Source organism: Blautia wexlerae DSM 19850 (genome assembly GCF_025148125.1).
In the GTDB taxonomy this organism is placed as follows: Bacteria; Bacillota; Clostridia; order Lachnospirales; family Lachnospiraceae; genus Blautia_A; species Blautia_A wexlerae.
This window is the reverse complement of sequence record NZ_CP102267.1, coordinates 2,139,099-2,155,912: the sequence shown is the minus strand read 5'-3', so window position 1 is coordinate 2,155,912 and position 16,814 is coordinate 2,139,099. Positions and strand designations below refer to the sequence as shown.

Sequence of the window (16,814 nt, the reverse complement as noted above, 5' to 3'; positions counted from 1 at the left end):
TTTACATGGCCAAAACTCCGCCTCCTTTCCTACTTTTATCTGCCGCCCCTTTTTGGCGGCTCATATCCATTTGCTGCATACGCTTCTACGGTCATACCGTATGACTCTGCTTCCTGTCGTATTTCTTCCATAACCTGTTCTTTGTATGATTTATCCGGACAGGCAGTTGCAAAATCCCGGATATCCGGCATACGGGGCAACTCCTCCCCTGTATTTAGTGCAATCCTGCTTTCCCGGACATACGCAAGCATGGCTTCCTGGTATGCCTTTCGTGATGCGTCCCCCTGTGTCAGTAAAGGGACTTTCTTTTCTATTTCCTGTTCTTCCAAAACCGCTGTTTCCAGTTTTTCCAGGTTGCAGAAATACTGAAGGGCAGGAAGCATCTCCTCCAATACCCATTTCATTTCCCGCTGTTCATCTTCCCATTCTGCGTTTGTCTTTGCGGTCTGTTTCATAAGCTGCTGCCCTTCTTCTGTATGGAGATAATAATCTGCAAATGCTTTTACATGATCCAGCAGATTTCCTTCCCCGTCACCAAAGTCCTGCCGCCCAGTATAAGATATAATTTCACCTTCTGAGAGAAAACAGATTTCAAAGTGTGTTTTATAATAACCTGCCATCTCTTTCTCTTCCACAGCCTGCCGGTCCAACTTTCCGAACAATTCTACCGCTTTATTTAATGGCATGGCTTCCTCAGAAGGAATGTCCAGGTGTTCACTGATCCGTACATACACAAAAGGCTTCAAGTCCACAGGCGGAATGAGCTTTACCTGTCCCAATGTTGTCTTTAGTTTGTCTGCCTGTTCTTTCAGCTCTGGTTTCTGCTCAAATATCTTGCTTCCCAGCCACCTGCTGTATTCCTCTTTTCCATCTTGACATAAGGCTTTCCATATAATAGCTTCCTTATGTTCTGCTTCTTTCGGATAAAAGGTATGGTAAAAATCAGGGTCAAGATTTTTTTCCAGTTTTATCATTTCATCTGCAAAAACAGTAGCCTCCAAGGTTTTCTCTTTTAAAAGCCCTTTGGTATCAATGACTTTTGTTTCCGGAAGATAAGCACTCAGTTCCCTGGCAGCTATAAAAACCTCTGGGTATTGGTTTGGATCATAGATATCTCTCAAAAGATCCACATCCAACTCTCCGTTATAAACCAGGGAAAATTCCAATGGAATACCATCTTCTTCCTCCACATGAAGCCCAATTCCTTTTCCTGCATTCAACCTTTCAGAAGGAATACTCTGATAGATCTTTACTGCCTCTTCTGCACTGTGGATATCCTCCCTGTATTCTCCATAGCGGTTAAATTCCATACATTCTGCCACATAATACGTTGCCAAACGTCCGGTGGCATTCTCGCCCATCTCACCTTTTTCCACGTAGCAATACCTCCTTTTTATGCACAAAAAAAGCACTACCGTTTTTAGCGATAATGCTCTTCGTGTTACTTCCTATTTTCTTTTTTAATTGTTGTTTATCTGTAAGAAAGATACTCTGAAATGCAATAGTTTCCCATAATATCCCGTTCTATCACACCCATCTGCTCCAAGCAGTCAATGTATTTCTTTATTTCATCCTCAGTAAAACGGGTTGCTTTGTCATCTGACCACTGTTTAAATTCAGATACGATCTGGCTGGCATCTATTCTTGAAAAAGTCTGGACTAAATAAGTTACTGTTGCAAGTCCTTCCAGTTCATGGTCGCTCTCTATCCCATTTACATAAGCAACAGCCTTTTCAATTGCAGGAGAAAGGCGGTTCAATAGCTTTGTTGTTTTTTCACTGCATATCACCTGATAAGCTAACTGATACGTCGATTCTGTATCATTTAATCCATAAAAACTCTGATACTCTCCGATATTTCTGCCAACAATATCAATGGAATGGGCATATGGACCATATTTATACTTTTGAAAGGAAAAATAAGGTTCTTCCAGATATAAATTCATAAAATACGCCGCTTTTTGAAGACGAAGTTTTGTACAACGTTTCAGTCCCATTTTGAGTTTCATCAAGACTAAACTGGCTGCTGTAAGTTTAGGTGCAGTAGCTGCTTTCTGCACATAATTTCTCTGTGGCTCATAAATCAAAACCGTAAAATCATCAGCAATTGGTTTTAATTTCTTTTGTATCAGTTCTTTTACTGTCTGCCAATCCAAACCACCATTACCACATCCCAGCGGGGGAATCGCTACGGACTTTACATTCAGTTTCGGAAGCCTTTCTACCAGAACATCCAGTGCTGTTTCTATATAACTTATTTTAGAGTTTTCACGCCACTTATCTTTCGTCGGAAAGTTTACAATTGTAATGCCATTCTCTACAAAAGTATGGATTGTTCCGACATGAAGTGTTTTGTCTTTACATGCTTTTATATAGGCTTTATTGTTTTCCGGAAATTTCAGTTTAAATTGATACGCAATTCCCTTTCCCATATAGCCTTCACAGTTGACTGTATTAACTAAACACTCTGCACCAGACTGAAACATATCTCCAGTTGTGTATTTAATCAACACAACCACCTCCTCTCGTTATTCAAACCATTGGGACATCACCGTAATAAATGGCGGTGGAAAGATAACGCCTTTCTGTTTCAGTAAATTTGTTACTCTGTTTTTAGTTTCTTCAGATGAAACATAGATGCACTGGAATGCATCAACAGGAATAACCAATGGGCTCAGGCATTCCGCCATCTTTATATTTCTGGCTTCCACGTCATTTTGCCCCACACTGGTAAGAATATCCCAGTTGATCATTTCAAAACCTTCATCATAATCATATAACTGGCATCCTTCCAATGCCAATGGGTGCTTAGGTAAAATGCTGAAATTATTGCGCCTTGCCAAATTTCTGGTAATACAGATATAGATCATTTCCTCTCCCGCATGAGTTTTCTTTACAGCCACATCAAAAGCTGAATATGGATGAAAATGAAATGGAATGTATCCGTCCAATCCCAGACTTTCCCTCTTGCGTATAATTTCTGGATCTGCTACATCTCCAAATGTTACCGTATTCTCCCTTAGAATCTTTCTCGGCACAAGGCCAAAATCAATAATAGATTCCAGATTCTTTAATTCTGTTAAATGATATAGAAGTTTTCCTTCTTTCGCATCTTTTAATCCCATCGTTCTCCTCCTAGTATAACACACTTTAAACGCTAATCACAGAATTTTTACATTCTCCATCAACGTGTTTGTTTCTATAAACAAATTTTCCATTGTACTCATTATATGGTTCCCGTATTAATCCGTCAATCCCATTAACGTACCTTCTCTCTTTCACTCTTTGCATACGGAAAGGATTGCTCCGCAGCTATCCCATCCATCTGGAAATATTCCGGCAATAGCTTTTCCTCCCGGAAGCTAAAATACCGGTCATCTGATACAATCACATGATCCAGCACTTCAATCCCCAGAAGCCGCCCAGCTTCTGCCAATCTTTTTGTCATGTCCATGTCCTGCCTGCTAGGTTCCGGATTTCCCGAAGGATGGTTATGTGCCAGGATGATATTGCTGGCATTAGACAGGATTGCAGATTTAAACACTTCCCTCGGGTGTATCAATACACTGTTCAGAGTCCCGACACCCACTACATTGAGATTGATTACCTGTCCTTTTGTCCGAAGGTTTAAAATACAGAACATTTCCCGGTCACAATCTTTTAAAAAATCCTGAAAGAGTTCTGCCACATCACAGGGATTTTTTAATTCTTTGCTACTGTATAGAGGAGGTTCTTCCTCCAGGCGTATACTTACCACATCTATTTTATGTGTCTTCTCCATGTTCTTCCTTTCCAAAGCAAATCTCCAGCATAATTCCCTCCGGCAGATTTTTTAAAAGTCTTTCCAACTGCTCTAAATTCATTTCTATTTGATATGTTTCAGCCATTCTGCCACCTTTCCCATGATATACAAAAAGAGTGCCTGATAAAAGAACTGCACTCTTTTTGTCCTATCCTTTTTCTACTTTACCGACTTATAATTTTTGCTGTTGCCTAATTTTTTTCTCGTCTGTCATACCTTTTCCTTTACAGATAAAAGAAAAAGTTCCTTTCAGATTACATTACTCCTGCTTTGTCTGCAACGCCTTTTCGTGAAGGTTGGTATTGAAAAGCGCATACAGCGGATTGGCTTCTTTTTCCATACGGTTATCAAATGGAATACAGGTATTTCCATACTTAATGATCCCCGTACCGGAAGGAGAATTATCTACATATTTTAATTGTGCTTCTGGAATTCCTGCTGCAGTGGATAATTCCTGACTGTCTACATTGGACTGCTTTAACAGGGCAATAAACTCACTGTTTCCAAGCATGGTCATGGCTGTATAGTTTTGCAGCATATCAACCAAATTTTGGGTGATTCCTGTGCATAGTCCCCCTTGCTTCCTCACTTTTTTCCAGAGGCTGAACAAAAATTTCGCACTATACTCCCGGTCAAGAACAGTATGGAACTCATCTATATAAAGCCAGGTTGCCCTTCCTTTCTTTGCGTTTTCTGCAATCCTGGCACTGATATTTTCCAGCATGACCAGAGTGGAAATGGCTCCCAGCTCTTTCCCCAGGTCCCTGGTACCATAGACAATGAACCTTGCCTGTACATTCACATTGGTATGGTTATTGAAAATATTTAAAGAGCCATTTACAAACAGCTCCAACGATAAAGCAATGTCCTTTGCCTCTTCTTCTGGCTGCTCCAACAATAACTCATAAAATTCTGACATGGTAGGGATATGCTTTTCCCTTGCCTTTGCAATGTCGATATACAACTTTCGTACACAACGGTCTATAATGGATTTATGGCGACTGTTTAGATTATCCCCGTAACACTGTTCACACAGCCCCAGCATAAATTCCCCTTTATCCCGGATATATCCCTGAGAATCGTTTAAATCCAGCGCCCAAACGTCCATCTCCAAAGGATTGATGTAATTCTTTGTATAGGTAGACAGGTTAATGATTGCTGCCTGGTTTCCCAGGGCTTCTGCAATATCAAAATATTCCAGTGTCGGGTCGATACAGATAATATCATCATCTGTTCCTAAGAACACCTGCAGCATTTCCGACTTACTGAAATAGGATTTTCCGGAGCCGGGAACACCGAATACCATTCCATTTCCATTTGCCAGTTTTTTCCGGTTTCCAATGCAAAGGTTATGAGAAACCTGGTTAATGCCATAGCAGACGCCGGACTTTTCGTTTAATTCCTGTACATTAAAGGGAAGAAGGGCTGCAATATCCCTGGTGAGCATGGTCCGCATTGTGCTGATCTGCCGGTTTCCCACTGGAAGTATGGTATTCATAGCTTCCCTCTGCTGATAATAGTGGGTTTCAATCTGGCACATGCGTCCATTGCCGATATTTTTAATAGTTTCGGTTACACTGTCTAACTCCTTCTTGTCCTCTGCCATGATCAGGAAATTCACCCCTGTATAAAACAGGTTCTGGTCATTTTCCCGCACGTCGTCCATAAGATTTACAATCTTCTCCTTCTGGACTTTCTTGATATGAGAAATGTCACTGGAAAAGTCGTTATTTTTATTACGGACTCTCTGCTGCTTTAAAATATCATTTTCAATGCCCAGATATTTCTTCTGAAGAACCTTATTTGCCAGTTCTTTTGGTACTGGTACAATACAGATTGTAGTAATACTATGAACCGGAAGGCTGGTAATCTCATTTAAAAAGGTATCCGATAAAGAAGAAGGATATTTTTTAATGAATAATGCCCTGCATTTTTTCCGTTCCGTTTCAAAATAACCTGGGTAAAACTGCATATACCCTGGTGAAATATCATTTTTAGGATCACCGCCCTTTTTTAATGCCTGTCTGAAATCAAAGGAAAATTGTTCCTCTTCCCCTATACGGTAAAAATTGAAAAGTACCCGCAGCCGTTCTTCTGCATTTAATTCTTCAATGCAGGAGCCAAGTTCTCCAAAGTTCTGTTTTAAGGTCGCTTCAAAAGTGGCAAAAAATGCTTTTGCCTGTTCGTAGGATTTCCGTTCTACACATACAGTCAGCAGTTTTTCCTGTTCAATCCCCTGCCTTCCATCTACAATGCGCTTTTCAATAATCTGGTTATAACTTCCACGCAGCCAGTTAAAACCATCTCCTTTTTCCTGGAAAAGTACATGCTCCCGGAAATCCTGCATGTTTTTGTTCCGATTAAAAATGGTAATAAGAAAATATACATCAATGGCATTTACCGTCTTACAATACTGCTTTAAGATTCGCATCTGTTCTTCTGCACCTGCGGTTACATAATTAATGTCCAAAAAACGGTATGTCCTGGAATATACCCCCTTCCCTACTTCAAAAATGCCATTTTCTGCAATTCTCCCAATCCCCATGACTTCCTGAAGATATTTCGGGGATTTTACTGCTTTATCTGCTTTTTTTAACTGGTCAAACTTATCTGAAAAAATTGACAATCTCTAATTTCCTCCTTTCAGGCAGATGGGGCCACAAACACAGCAGCTTCCATCTGCCGCTACATGTCTGTGTATCCCTCTCCTGAAATGGAGAGCAGGCGCTATTTCACGCCTTGATTGAATATTCTGTTCAACGGTACATCTTATACCACACCGCTGCTGCCGCACCAAGTACAATCATCACTACCGTTACGATCCCCATACGGATTGCCTTCTTTTTCACCACGTTTACATCACCACCTTTCTTCTCTTTTTTCTGTTCCTTTTTCCTTTGCTGTACTTCCCGTTCTTCTTCCTGACAGGTTTCCATATAAATCTGTTTCAATTCCTGCACCGATTCCGTAGAGCCATACACCAAAGGGCGGTTAAAAAAGGAAAAATAAATCATCTTCCCTGCAAATTGCCAGAATGTCAGCCCATGATAGTTATAAAACCCAGTCAGTGCCAGAGGTACAACAAAAGGGGTTGCCACATAACAGCTCAAAGTAATCCCGATTTTTTCATACAAAAGCAGGACAATCCCAGTTCCTACGCCCAATGCCAACGCCGAAAACAAAAACTGTTTTGCTGTAAGCCCTAGAACCAGGGATTCTTTATAATGCTGCAGGTCCTCACTTAATTCAATCTCCATACATAACCTCCTGTCTCTGTTTTTTATCTACTCTGTCTTCGCTCTTCCTGCATGGTTTTCTGTAATCCATGCTGATTGCAAAAGGCGGCAACCCCAGCCTGGTCAAACTTACGCAGTTCCTCCAGATGAAATTTCACCACCGCATACTGCCCCATACCGGATTGTGCTTTCCAGGGAAGCAGTGTTCCCAATCCATGCTCCTGAATAAACTGGATATTTTCCTTACTAAAATCACCGCTGATACAGGCAGTTCCAGGCTCCAGGCAATATCCGGGAAGGTTTACGGTCAAATCTGAAAACGGTTCCCACATCCCATCTTCCCGGCTATACAGCTCCACATAAAGGTTTTGGTTCATTGCATAATAATCTACCCGCAATGCCAGTTCTTCGGTTCCATACGCCCATTGAAAATCCGCTGTTTTGATTTCCTTTTGAAATTCTGGATTCTTTACTTCTCCCCGTTCCTGGTATGCCTGCTCATAGGCTGCATATCCCTCCGGGTCCAATTTCTTTAAAGTTTCTTCCTGAAATTCAAACAGTGGATATTCCATACAGCCAGAACAGCAGATTTCTTCTTTTAACTGTCCAATCGCGTTTTTTTTGATAAATTCTACTATCTGCTCCAGATCATAGCCTGAGAGCAAAAAGGTCTGGTTCTTTTCCAGCGGAATTCCCATATCTGTGGTCAATTCAAAAAGTTTCCATATCTCTTCCTCTTTTTCCGTAAACACACAAACTTTGATGTTTTTATCAGCCGGATAAGTTGCAACTTCCAGCCAGACCTCATAGATCTCCCCATTGCCAAAATCCAGGCTGAGTTTTTCTTCCTGTTCCATTTACATATCCTCCTTTCCTACCGACTCCTGCTCTTTGCAGACAGAAGCCTTTCTTTTCCCTTTTCAAAATATTCTTCATTAATTTCAATGCAGATTGCATTCCGTTCACTGGAAAGTGCTGCTTCCCCCAGGGAAAACGAACCTGCAAACTGATCCAGTACCCACTCCTTTTCTTCTGTTACAAATCCAAGGATCTGCTGCAAAAGTTGCACTGGTTTTTCTGCCTGATGAATACGGGAGTTTTTCCCTGGCGGTTCAATGTCAAAGACCGTTGGAAGCATTCCCCTGGCGCCTGACATATAGTGGGATATTCCTGGCTCCGCCTTATCCTTTTTCGCATCTGGGCGTAAATTCCTGGCTTTTCCTTTCGTAAAAAATGCAATCTCTTCCGTATTTTTAGATTTTCTTCCCGTATTGGCAACGAAATCTCCTTTTTTCCAGGCGACTTTTGCATAATATTCAAGCCCTGCTTCTTTCGCCATTTTTTTCATCTGATAAAGGTATTCATAATTTTCCCCATTTTCTTCCGGCATGAACTCTACCAGAAAACACCCTTTTTTCAACACCCGGTATTTTTCATCAAAGTCTTCCTGCGTATATTGAAAACATTCATAGGCCGCAAAATCCCGATTTCCCCCTTTCAGGCTTTTTTTCAGGTCATAAGCATGATCTGTAATAATGGCATCTATACTGTTATCTTTTAAAAAGCTCAAATCCCTGCCATTTCCCTGAACCAGCATACAAGTTACCTCTTCTCCGTCCTGTTCTTTGGTAACCGTATAGACTCCTTTGGCTATCCTGGAAAAAAGCCCCTTTTCTATTCCCTCATAAATTCTTGCCCGGATACTGGGTTCTTTTACCTCTTTTACCTGTTCTACACAAGCCACTGCTTCTTTAAGGCTAAAGCATTCTGCGTCCTGAAAATATTCAAATAGTGTCATCTGTATCCCTTTTTCCTGCACAATCCTTTCCTCCTACAATCCCAGTGCCCTGGAAGTCAGGTTCTGCGCCCCTTTTACAGTGCCTACCGTCAGCGCAACCGTAAAGGTCATTTCCCCCAAATAAATCAGGGTTTTGGCCCAGTCCTCATAATCTCCGGTAAAGGTCGGAAGTCCGGAGGAAATAAACTGGTTACACAAAAGGATTGCCAGTGCCATTGTGACTGCCTCAAAAACGACACTGATAAAATATTTCATATAGGCTACAAAGGTATTACTAAGCCCCCGGTTTCCAGCCAGGGTACTGCTGGCAATCGCCCCAAAAGGTACAATTACCATGATTTTCAAAAAGCGGAAATAAACATTGTACAGCAGGAAGAACCCACAGATAATAACGATTAAAGATAGGAAAACAGCAAGTATCAGGAACACGATACTGGTTCCAAATCCTAAATCTTTGATCACTTCTGCCTGCGCCGGGTCAATGGATAACTCCACACTCTGGTTTTGTCCCAAATGCCCCACCAGGTTTCCACAGGAAGTAAACAGGGCTTTCATAATGGTAATGTTATAAGATACCAGCCACTGTGCAATGGCAACCCGGATAAACATACGGAGGATTGCTTCAAACCGGATTTCTTCCCGGATATCTACCGACTCTGCACAAAACCCAATGACGAAAAAAAGGACTACCAGGGCAGAGCCTATCCCAACAAAAAGGGGTTCAATCCCTTCAATGATCCCCCAGGGCCCGCCCCCTTTGAACCCGGTAGGGGACTGTCCTAAAAGTTCAAATACGAGGCTGACCTGATTATTCCAAAATCCAAACACGATTTCCAAAAGTGCAAGGATCGCCTCTCCTAAATTAAACATCACTTCACCTCTCTTCTTATCTGTTTATCTCAAAAAGAAGAACGGTTTTAGCTGATTCCCAGGAAAGTAAGAACGGAGGAAATAGCTGCCATAATAAGCCCTGCAACAATTCCTTTAATGGCACTGTTCATAGAAGAACTGTCCTGCTGCTGGTAAGCCTGTGCAAATTCCATCACGTTTTTTGCCAGGATAATCACACCCACCGCACCGATAATACTGATCACCAGTGTCTTTAAATTCATAAGCGGCTGTGTTACGTCACTTACCCCGGAAGCCATGACAGTCTGGGGGAACAGGGAAACAGTGGCAGCGCTTACTGCCAGGACTCCCAGTAGAGATTTTTTCAAGCGGTTCTGTTTCTTTCTGATAACCTCTTTGATTTTCATATCTTTTTACTCCTTTTCATGTGATTGATACCGCATTACGCAAAAAGACAGATTTTTAAAAACCTGCCCTGCGTAATGCAAAAACTACAGGTTTCCAAAAATCTGCCTTCTTTAATCCGAGGCTGTTTCTTTTGTAAATTTTTTACGGATTTCCTTCATCTTTTCAGCACTGTTTTTTGTATCTGCCATTTGAAGGATTTTATCATACGAAATTCCAGCACCAATGGCAAGCATGATTTCTCCCAACTGTTCCTCATTATAAACATGGCTTTCCAATAATTCAGAAAGTTTTTCTTCCTCTGTCTGTACCGGTTTTTCCGTTTTCTTCGGCGGCCTCACCTCCTCTACCGTTCTCTTCTTCTGGTTCTCTTTCAGCTCTTCCTCCGAAAAAATCTTCTTAGGAATAGGCTCATAAGAAAAAATTTCATCAAAAGACAGTTCCACAATCTGAACATCTTCTCCCTGTTCCTTTTTCTTCTTATAATAATCCAGGGATTCTTCACTTAAAATCTGTACCGCCTGTTTTTGGGCAGCCATTCTGTCATGGATATAAGGCGCACCCCCGCCATCTTCTGTTTCCGAAAATCTGGAGTGTGCAAAAGTATTGTATTTCTTATCAATAATAGGATCACAACCCCTGATTAACAAAATACACTCTGAGTTATCCAGCTTTCGGGTTTCGTCCGGTGTCAAAAGCTCACGCCCCAGCACATCATAATTCCGGGAACTGCTCCCTTGCCGGCCTTTGGTTTCCCCACTGCTTTTTTTATCAATGGTTCCTTTTCCCAGGGACTCACTGATATACTTATGCGTGGACTGTTCATTCCCACCAAGATATACCAGGGAATCACAATTACCCGGTATGGTTTCCCAGGTTTTCTCAAACAAAGCCTTGATCTGGGCAAGGTTTTGGATAAAAATGGTACAGGAAATATTTCTGGAACGCATGGTACTAAGTAGGCTGCAGTAGTCATCTGGCAATGGCACGTTGGCAAATTCGTCCAGCATAAAATTCACGTTAATGGGAAGTTTTCCATTGTAATGGAAGTCTGCCTGGTAATACAATTCCTGGAAAATCTGGGAATAAAGCATACCAATTAAAAAGGCATAACTCTTATCCGAATCCGGCGTCACACAAAAAAGTGCGGTCTTCCGGTTTCTGTCCCCATCAACACCAATCCCAATCTCCTCAATCTCCATTTCATCATGATCCAGAATCCGCAAAATTTGTGGGTTCTGTAACAATCCCAGCCTTGCATTTGCGGAAATGATGATACTCCTTACCGTATCTCCTGCACCCCGTACCACTTTATTATACTGGATTAAAGCAGGGTGGTTGCTTCCCTTTTTTCTCTCCAGTCTGCGGAAACGCCGGTCTAAATCAGAAGGGGAACCGTCTGCATGGACTTCCGCCTCATTCAAAAGCTGCAAAACCATACGGAAATTCCTTTTCTCCATTTCACACTCCTGCCACACATAAAGAAAAATAGCCTGCAAGTACAAAGACTCGGCTTTCTCCCAGAATGGATCACTGGGCTGTGCGTTTTTCGGTGTGGTATTATTGATCAAGTTAGTAACCAGTTTTACAATATCTGTTTCAGAGCGGATATAGCGGAATGGATTATATCCGTTAGACTGCTCCATTTCCACCAGGTTCAGCACCCGTATCCGGTATCCATGCGCTTTCAGCATACCTCCGCAGCATCTTAAAATCTCCCCTTTGGGATCTGTAATGATCTGGGAAGCCCTGCTTAACTGAAGGAGATTGGGTTTCACCATGAACAAGGTTTTTCCAGCGCCGCTTCCTCCGATTACCAGGACATTTAGGTTTCTCCTAGTCTTTCTGGTATTCATGGACAGCCTGACATTCTGGGATAAGATCAGGTTATTGTGTTCATCTTTATCCGCAAACTGCTTTGCCACCTTTTTCGGATCTGCAAAAACAGCGGTACCAAATTCCTGACCCGGCATATAGTTTTTCCGGCTGGTGACATACATGACCATACCGATCACATATACAAAAATCCCCAGAATGATTGCTTTTAAGGAAGTTTCGTTCCAATAATTGGCAAACGGGGCTGCCATCACCTGATCCAGACGGTTTAAAAAATAGTTGATATCCTTTCCAGGCTGATAACACACGTTCAAGAGATAACCTCCATAGCCGGAAGCTACGCCTCCAATGAAATACATACCCCAGGACTGTTTCTTCTTTTTCTGAATTGCTCCGGTTCTCTACCTCCTTTGCCCCTGTATGCTTCTTCTCCCTGCTTCCAGGTTCTGTTGTGTCTTCCTGTAATTATGTTCCCTTCTTCTGCGTATCTTTTCCTGCTCCTGTCTGGCACGTTCCCTGCGTACCGGATCATAGCTTTCCCTATATAAATCTTCCCCCGAAGTTTTTCTAAGAAAACGGTCCTCCAGGTCTAAAATTGCATACTCCTTCTTCTTTTCCAATCCTGCAAAAATAGTCTTATGGTCATTAATCCAGCTAATTTCCGATTTGTCCAGCCAGATAAATTCATTCTTACGGTACGGAATCCTGGTTTTGATATGATGCTCTGTTTCTTCATATACCAGCTTCTGGTCTATGGTAATGGCATTCACACCTGGATTGTTCCGCTTTTCCTTTTGGATACGCTGAATGACCTGCATCTTTTCTTCTGTTTCCTGGCTGTTTCCAGTGCTGCGTCTTTGGGCTTCCTCTTCCCCAAACAACTGTTTCCACTGCTGGGAATCTACCAATTCTTCGATCTGTTCCGGTGTCCTGGTCAGTGTCACCGTACCTTCCTTCCCTTTCTCCAAAATCCCCTGTTCTTCCATGTAGCAGATAATCGGCCAGATCTGAAGCCAGGTCATATTCAGACGGGAACGGACATCACTGATCTTCTCCACCTGGTTTTTCGCCAGTTCCCGCGCAACCAGTTCACACTCCTTCGGCTCCGGCAGGACAGGCTTTTTTACTTCTTCTACCAACTGCTCTACCTTATCCGGCTCTGCATTTTCATAGTATTCATCTAACGTCCCAATATTGGAATGTTCAATTTTTGCCATCATGGACTGAATACGGGGCGCTGCCTGGGAATGGAACAAAATTTCACTCATACCGTCCTTCTCATTCAAATCCGGCAAAATGGAATATAAAATCCCATACTTATTTGCCAGGGCTTTTACCCGTTCCAGGTCTTTTGTTTCAAAACGGAAAACCTGCAAATCGCCTCCCATTTTCAGGAGCTTTTGTACAGAAGTTTTCCCTGACAATTTTTCCTGGTCCAGAACTTTTTTAAATACCGCACAAATATCTTTTACAAACTGCCAGCCTGTATTTCCCATTTTCAGAATGATTTCTGCGCCTTCAAAGGAAACTTTAATGATTTGCGCCGCATCTTGTATTTCACTCATGCTCTCCCTCCTATCCCATTGCCCTGTCTTTTTTTGCTAAAACAGCCGCCTTTGTTTTTCCTTCTGCAAGCATGGCTTCCAGGTCATACTGGATATTTTCCTGTTTTAAGAGAGCCTCCAGCATGTGGTTTGCTTTTTCCTTTTCATAGGTCATATACTGAAGCTGAAAAATATAATTCTCAATCTGCAAAATATTTTCCGGAACCTGAGAAAACGGTTCAAGGTAATGATAAAGAATACGCTCTTTTTCTTCCTTTCCTGCATGAGGCGCCTGTAACTGCAAAATAATTTTTTCTACCTCTTCCATAGACTCCTTATGAAAAGCAATACGGTACAAATCCTGTTTCTGCTCCCTAGTAAGAAAGGGCTGTTCCTTTTCGGCAGCTTCCAAAAGGGAAAATATTTTTACCACATGTTCAAGTTCTGCCATTTACACACCCGCCTTCCGTTTCCGCATCAAAAGGATAATTTCCCGCATTTTTTTCATTCTCTCCGGTGAAGGACTGTTCTCCATCACCTGAAGAATTTCTGCATCTGCCAGCCCACTTTCTACACACTGGCGAATTTCTTCCAACTGTTCTGCGGACAAGTTATATTCCAGAATTTTCTCCACAACACTTTTGGGTACTTTTTTTCCAAGCATGGCAATCCCAAGCAGCCGGCGCTTACTTTTTTGCAGCCCTTCCGCTGTTTGTATGCTTTTTTCTTCCAATACCACTTTTGTTTCCCTGGAAGCAGCTTCTGTTTTTTCCCTGTATTTTTCTGCTTCTTTTTTCAGCTCCTGAATTTCCTGCTCTTTCTTTGCCAGCTTTTCTTTTAATTCCTGTATGTTTTTATCTTTATATTGCAGGTTCTCATACAGGTCTTTAATCTCCTGGTTTTTCTCTTCAACAACATGCTCCTTTACCAGAGAGGACAAGGCTGTAAAACGGTCATTGCTTTCCCGGAACTGCTGAATGGATTGTTCCATGATCCCCATAAGATTTTTCATATAAGAACGCATTTCTTCATCTTTCGGAACTTCTTTTTTTGCCTTTGACTCTTCCAGTTGTATCCGCATGGTCCGCATACGGCTGGCCGGCAGTTCATTTCCGGCATAGGTTTTCACCTCTTCCAGATCCAGCCCGTTTTTTAAGCCCTCTACGATTTCCCGTACCTGGAACTGGTTATAATTTCCTTCGCATAAAAAGTCGATTTCCCCAATCCCTTCCATAAGCCCTATGATGATTGCTTTCATCACCGGGGCTTCCTGGTTGCTCTTAACTACTTTCTGAATATCTGAAACAGGAAGACCAAAATCCAGCCCCATAGAAACTGCGTCCATCTGTTCTTCTTTTAAAACTTTCCGGCATTCTTCCAGATACCGTTGTCCTTCTACTGTCATTTACCCTCCTTTTCCTCTGCCCCTCGCAGACGGTTTCCTATTCTTTTCCTTCTGCTGTGCTTCCAACTTTTCTTTTTCTTCTGCTTTTTCACGCAGACGCTCTGCAATCCTTTTTTCTTTTAAGATTTTTTTCCGTTCGATCCGCAAACGCTCCTCTTTCTCAAAGAAATAAGCGTCTGTCTGTTCTGCATCAGACAAGGAATATCCCATTTCTTTTAACTGCCCAAGAAGGTTTTGGTATGTCTGGTGGTCTTGAAAAAATTCCTGATACCCTTCCTGATAAAGTTCTGCTTCCATCTGTTTTTCCTGCAGCTTATTGAGAAGCAGAAGCATTTCCTCATAAGGAACCATTTCTTTTCGTAGCTGCTTTCTTGCCCTGCTGTTTTCCCAAAGCTGTTCCTTTGTTGCATCAGAAATGGCTTTCAACTGCGCCTTATCCTGTATGCGATAAGCTGCCAGAAAATCAAATTCCTCCTGCAATTTTTTCAATTCATGGATTGCTGCCCTGTATTTCCAGGTTTTAGAGTTTGCCATTGGTTTCCCCTGCCGATACCTGCGAAGAAAACATTCCTTCTGGTATCTGGTCAAATGCCGCTCCCGGTATGGGATAAACACATACGTCCATTCTACCGGTATCTCCTCTCCGGTCATTTCCGGGATTGGAAGGCGTCCAAAACGCTGCCGAAGCTTTTCCTCTGTATATTCTTCCCCTAGCTGGTCAAGCCGCCTTGCCCTTCCTGCTCCGGGTTCCCGAACAGAAAGGCGCTTTCTTCCCCGCAACTCATATCCCATGCTGGAAAGATTTTCAAGAAATTCCTCATAAGAACCTGCGTCCTGTAATGCCTGGTCCACATCTCTTCTGATCCGCCTGTCCCGTTCAGAAAGAGATTTTTCTTCCTGTCCTTTTTGTTTGCGTTTTTCCTTGGCTTCTTCCAGATCCAGCACAGATAAACCATGCTCCCTGCATATCCGGTTGGTCAGAGGCTGGATAATGTTTTCCCAATCCCCATTTCTATAATCGTATTTATATCCCGTAGTACAGCGTACTGAATTAAAAATAATGTGCCCATGAATATGGTCCGTATCATTATGGACTGCATAAACCGCTTCAAAATCCTTCCCAAGAAATTCTGTCACAAACTCTCCTACCATTTGGAAGGCTTCTTCTTCCGAAACCTCATCTTCCTCAAATGAAAGAATGAAATGGTAGCCCTGCCTTTTATCCAGCTTTCCAAAATGACGTTTGGTATCTACCATCTGGGATAATGCCTGTTCAGGAATACAGTTATGTCCACAGACATAGCGGCCATGTTCTGTTTTCTCCGGGTTCATAATATAGCGAAGACCATTTGCCAGATGTTTTGCCGGATAACCCGTTTTTGCCTGTTTCATGTGCAGGCACTTTGTAATTGCCATAACCTACAGCCTTTCCTGCACCTGGCTTACCAGTGTTTTTATCTGCTTCAAAAACACATACAGACGGTGTTTATCTTCCCTGGAATAAAGGGCGCTGTTATTGTTATGGGTAATCTGGTTGATGTTTACACCAATCCGGTTGATTTCCTGGTTCATGCGTTCCAGTTCCTGACGGATTTCCGGGTAATCCCTGGGACGGTTGGTAATCAGCATACGAAGGTACTGGGAATCGGAAAGCCCCATCTTTTCTGCCTGTTTTTGTAACTCTTCCAACTCCCATGAGTACAGCCGGATTTCTTTTCTGCATTTCATTGTTTCTTTTTTCATGCTCCCCCTTTCCTTATCTTTATCACATATTTCATCTACCGATTTCTACTCCAACGCTATCTGCAGTCAACTCCTAAGACCTGCTATCGGTCACCGTATAACTTCCCGGCGTCCGGACTGGCTATGCCAGTCCTCTGCAAGATACGGATTTTACCGTACAAAATCCCATCTTGTTAGGGGGCACCCCCTAATACCCC

17 protein-coding genes are annotated in these 16,814 nt (G+C 42.3%); all 17 read right to left on the bottom strand.

Going from position 1 to position 16,814, the window contains the following annotated elements; translation table 11 throughout:
* Positions 1-35 precede the first annotated feature (35 nt).
* The 17 genes from NQ550_RS10040 to NQ550_RS09960 all read right to left on the bottom strand — a co-directional run bounded on the left by NQ550_RS10040 (position 36) and on the right by NQ550_RS09960 (position 16,617).
* Positions 36-1,376, bottom strand: a complete 1,341-nt coding sequence (locus NQ550_RS10040; RefSeq protein WP_025577473.1) for an LPD25 domain-containing protein — start codon at positions 1,374-1,376, stop codon at positions 36-38.
* 95 nt (positions 1,377-1,471) lie between these two features.
* Positions 1,472-2,509 (bottom strand): type II toxin-antitoxin system antitoxin DNA ADP-ribosyl glycohydrolase DarG, encoded by a 1,038-nt coding sequence (darG, locus tag NQ550_RS10035; RefSeq protein ID WP_025577471.1) that lies wholly within the window; start codon positions 2,507-2,509, stop codon positions 1,472-1,474.
* A gap of 18 nt (positions 2,510-2,527) precedes the next feature.
* A complete protein-coding gene (locus tag NQ550_RS10030) occupies positions 2,528-3,124 on the bottom strand; it encodes a DarT ssDNA thymidine ADP-ribosyltransferase family protein (protein ID WP_025577469.1) in 597 nt (198 codons plus the stop codon).
* A gap of 134 nt (positions 3,125-3,258) precedes the next feature.
* Complete coding sequence (locus NQ550_RS10025) at positions 3,259-3,780, bottom strand: JAB domain-containing protein (protein WP_025577468.1); 522 nt, start codon at positions 3,778-3,780, stop codon at positions 3,259-3,261.
* On the bottom strand, positions 3,764-3,886 hold the full coding sequence (locus NQ550_RS10020) for a hypothetical protein (protein ID WP_255610470.1): 123 nt from the start codon (positions 3,884-3,886) through the stop codon (positions 3,764-3,766). Before NQ550_RS10020 ends, NQ550_RS10025 begins: the two co-directional genes overlap by 17 nt.
* 174 nt (positions 3,887-4,060) lie before the next feature.
* Positions 4,061-6,427 (bottom strand): VirB4-like conjugal transfer ATPase, CD1110 family, encoded by a 2,367-nt coding sequence (locus NQ550_RS10015; RefSeq protein WP_025577466.1) that lies wholly within the window; start codon positions 6,425-6,427, stop codon positions 4,061-4,063.
* A 130-nt stretch (positions 6,428-6,557) separates the two neighbouring features.
* Complete coding sequence (locus NQ550_RS10010) at positions 6,558-7,058, bottom strand: PrgI family protein (protein WP_025577465.1); 501 nt, start codon at positions 7,056-7,058, stop codon at positions 6,558-6,560.
* Positions 7,059-7,081: 23 nt separating this feature from the next.
* Positions 7,082-7,894 (bottom strand): DUF4313 domain-containing protein, encoded by an 813-nt coding sequence (locus tag NQ550_RS10005; protein ID WP_025577463.1) that lies wholly within the window; start codon positions 7,892-7,894, stop codon positions 7,082-7,084.
* A gap of 17 nt (positions 7,895-7,911) precedes the next feature.
* Positions 7,912-8,856, bottom strand: a complete 945-nt coding sequence (locus tag NQ550_RS10000) for a DNA-methyltransferase (RefSeq protein ID WP_025577461.1) — start codon at positions 8,854-8,856, stop codon at positions 7,912-7,914.
* A gap of 12 nt (positions 8,857-8,868) precedes the next feature.
* Entirely contained in the window at positions 8,869-9,705 is an 837-nt protein-coding gene (locus tag NQ550_RS09995) for a VirB6/TrbL-like conjugal transfer protein, CD1112 family (protein WP_025577460.1), read from the bottom strand.
* A gap of 47 nt (positions 9,706-9,752) precedes the next feature.
* Entirely contained in the window at positions 9,753-10,091 is a 339-nt protein-coding gene (locus NQ550_RS09990; RefSeq protein ID WP_021651237.1) for a hypothetical protein, read from the bottom strand.
* Between the two features lie 111 nt (positions 10,092-10,202).
* A complete protein-coding gene (locus NQ550_RS09985; RefSeq protein WP_070100864.1) occupies positions 10,203-12,284 on the bottom strand; it encodes a VirD4-like conjugal transfer protein, CD1115 family in 2,082 nt (693 codons plus the stop codon).
* A 42-nt stretch (positions 12,285-12,326) separates the two neighbouring features.
* The gene (locus NQ550_RS09980; protein ID WP_025577455.1) at positions 12,327-13,490 is read right to left on the bottom strand and encodes a PcfB family protein; all 1,164 of its coding nucleotides are present in this window, start codon (positions 13,488-13,490) and stop codon (positions 12,327-12,329) included.
* Between the two features lie 10 nt (positions 13,491-13,500).
* The gene (locus tag NQ550_RS09975) at positions 13,501-13,920 is read right to left on the bottom strand and encodes a hypothetical protein (protein ID WP_025577453.1); all 420 of its coding nucleotides are present in this window, start codon (positions 13,918-13,920) and stop codon (positions 13,501-13,503) included.
* Positions 13,921-14,874: a hypothetical protein gene (locus tag NQ550_RS09970; RefSeq protein ID WP_025577451.1), complete on the bottom strand. Its 954-nt coding sequence runs from the start codon at positions 14,872-14,874 to the stop codon at positions 13,921-13,923.
* Positions 14,875-16,290 (bottom strand): relaxase/mobilization nuclease domain-containing protein, encoded by a 1,416-nt coding sequence (locus NQ550_RS09965; RefSeq protein ID WP_025577449.1) that lies wholly within the window; start codon positions 16,288-16,290, stop codon positions 14,875-14,877. It abuts the gene before it with no gap.
* A 3-nt stretch (positions 16,291-16,293) separates the two neighbouring features.
* Entirely contained in the window at positions 16,294-16,617 is a 324-nt protein-coding gene (locus NQ550_RS09960; RefSeq protein WP_025577448.1) for a plasmid mobilization protein, read from the bottom strand.
* Between the last annotated feature and the right edge of the window lie 197 nt (positions 16,618-16,814).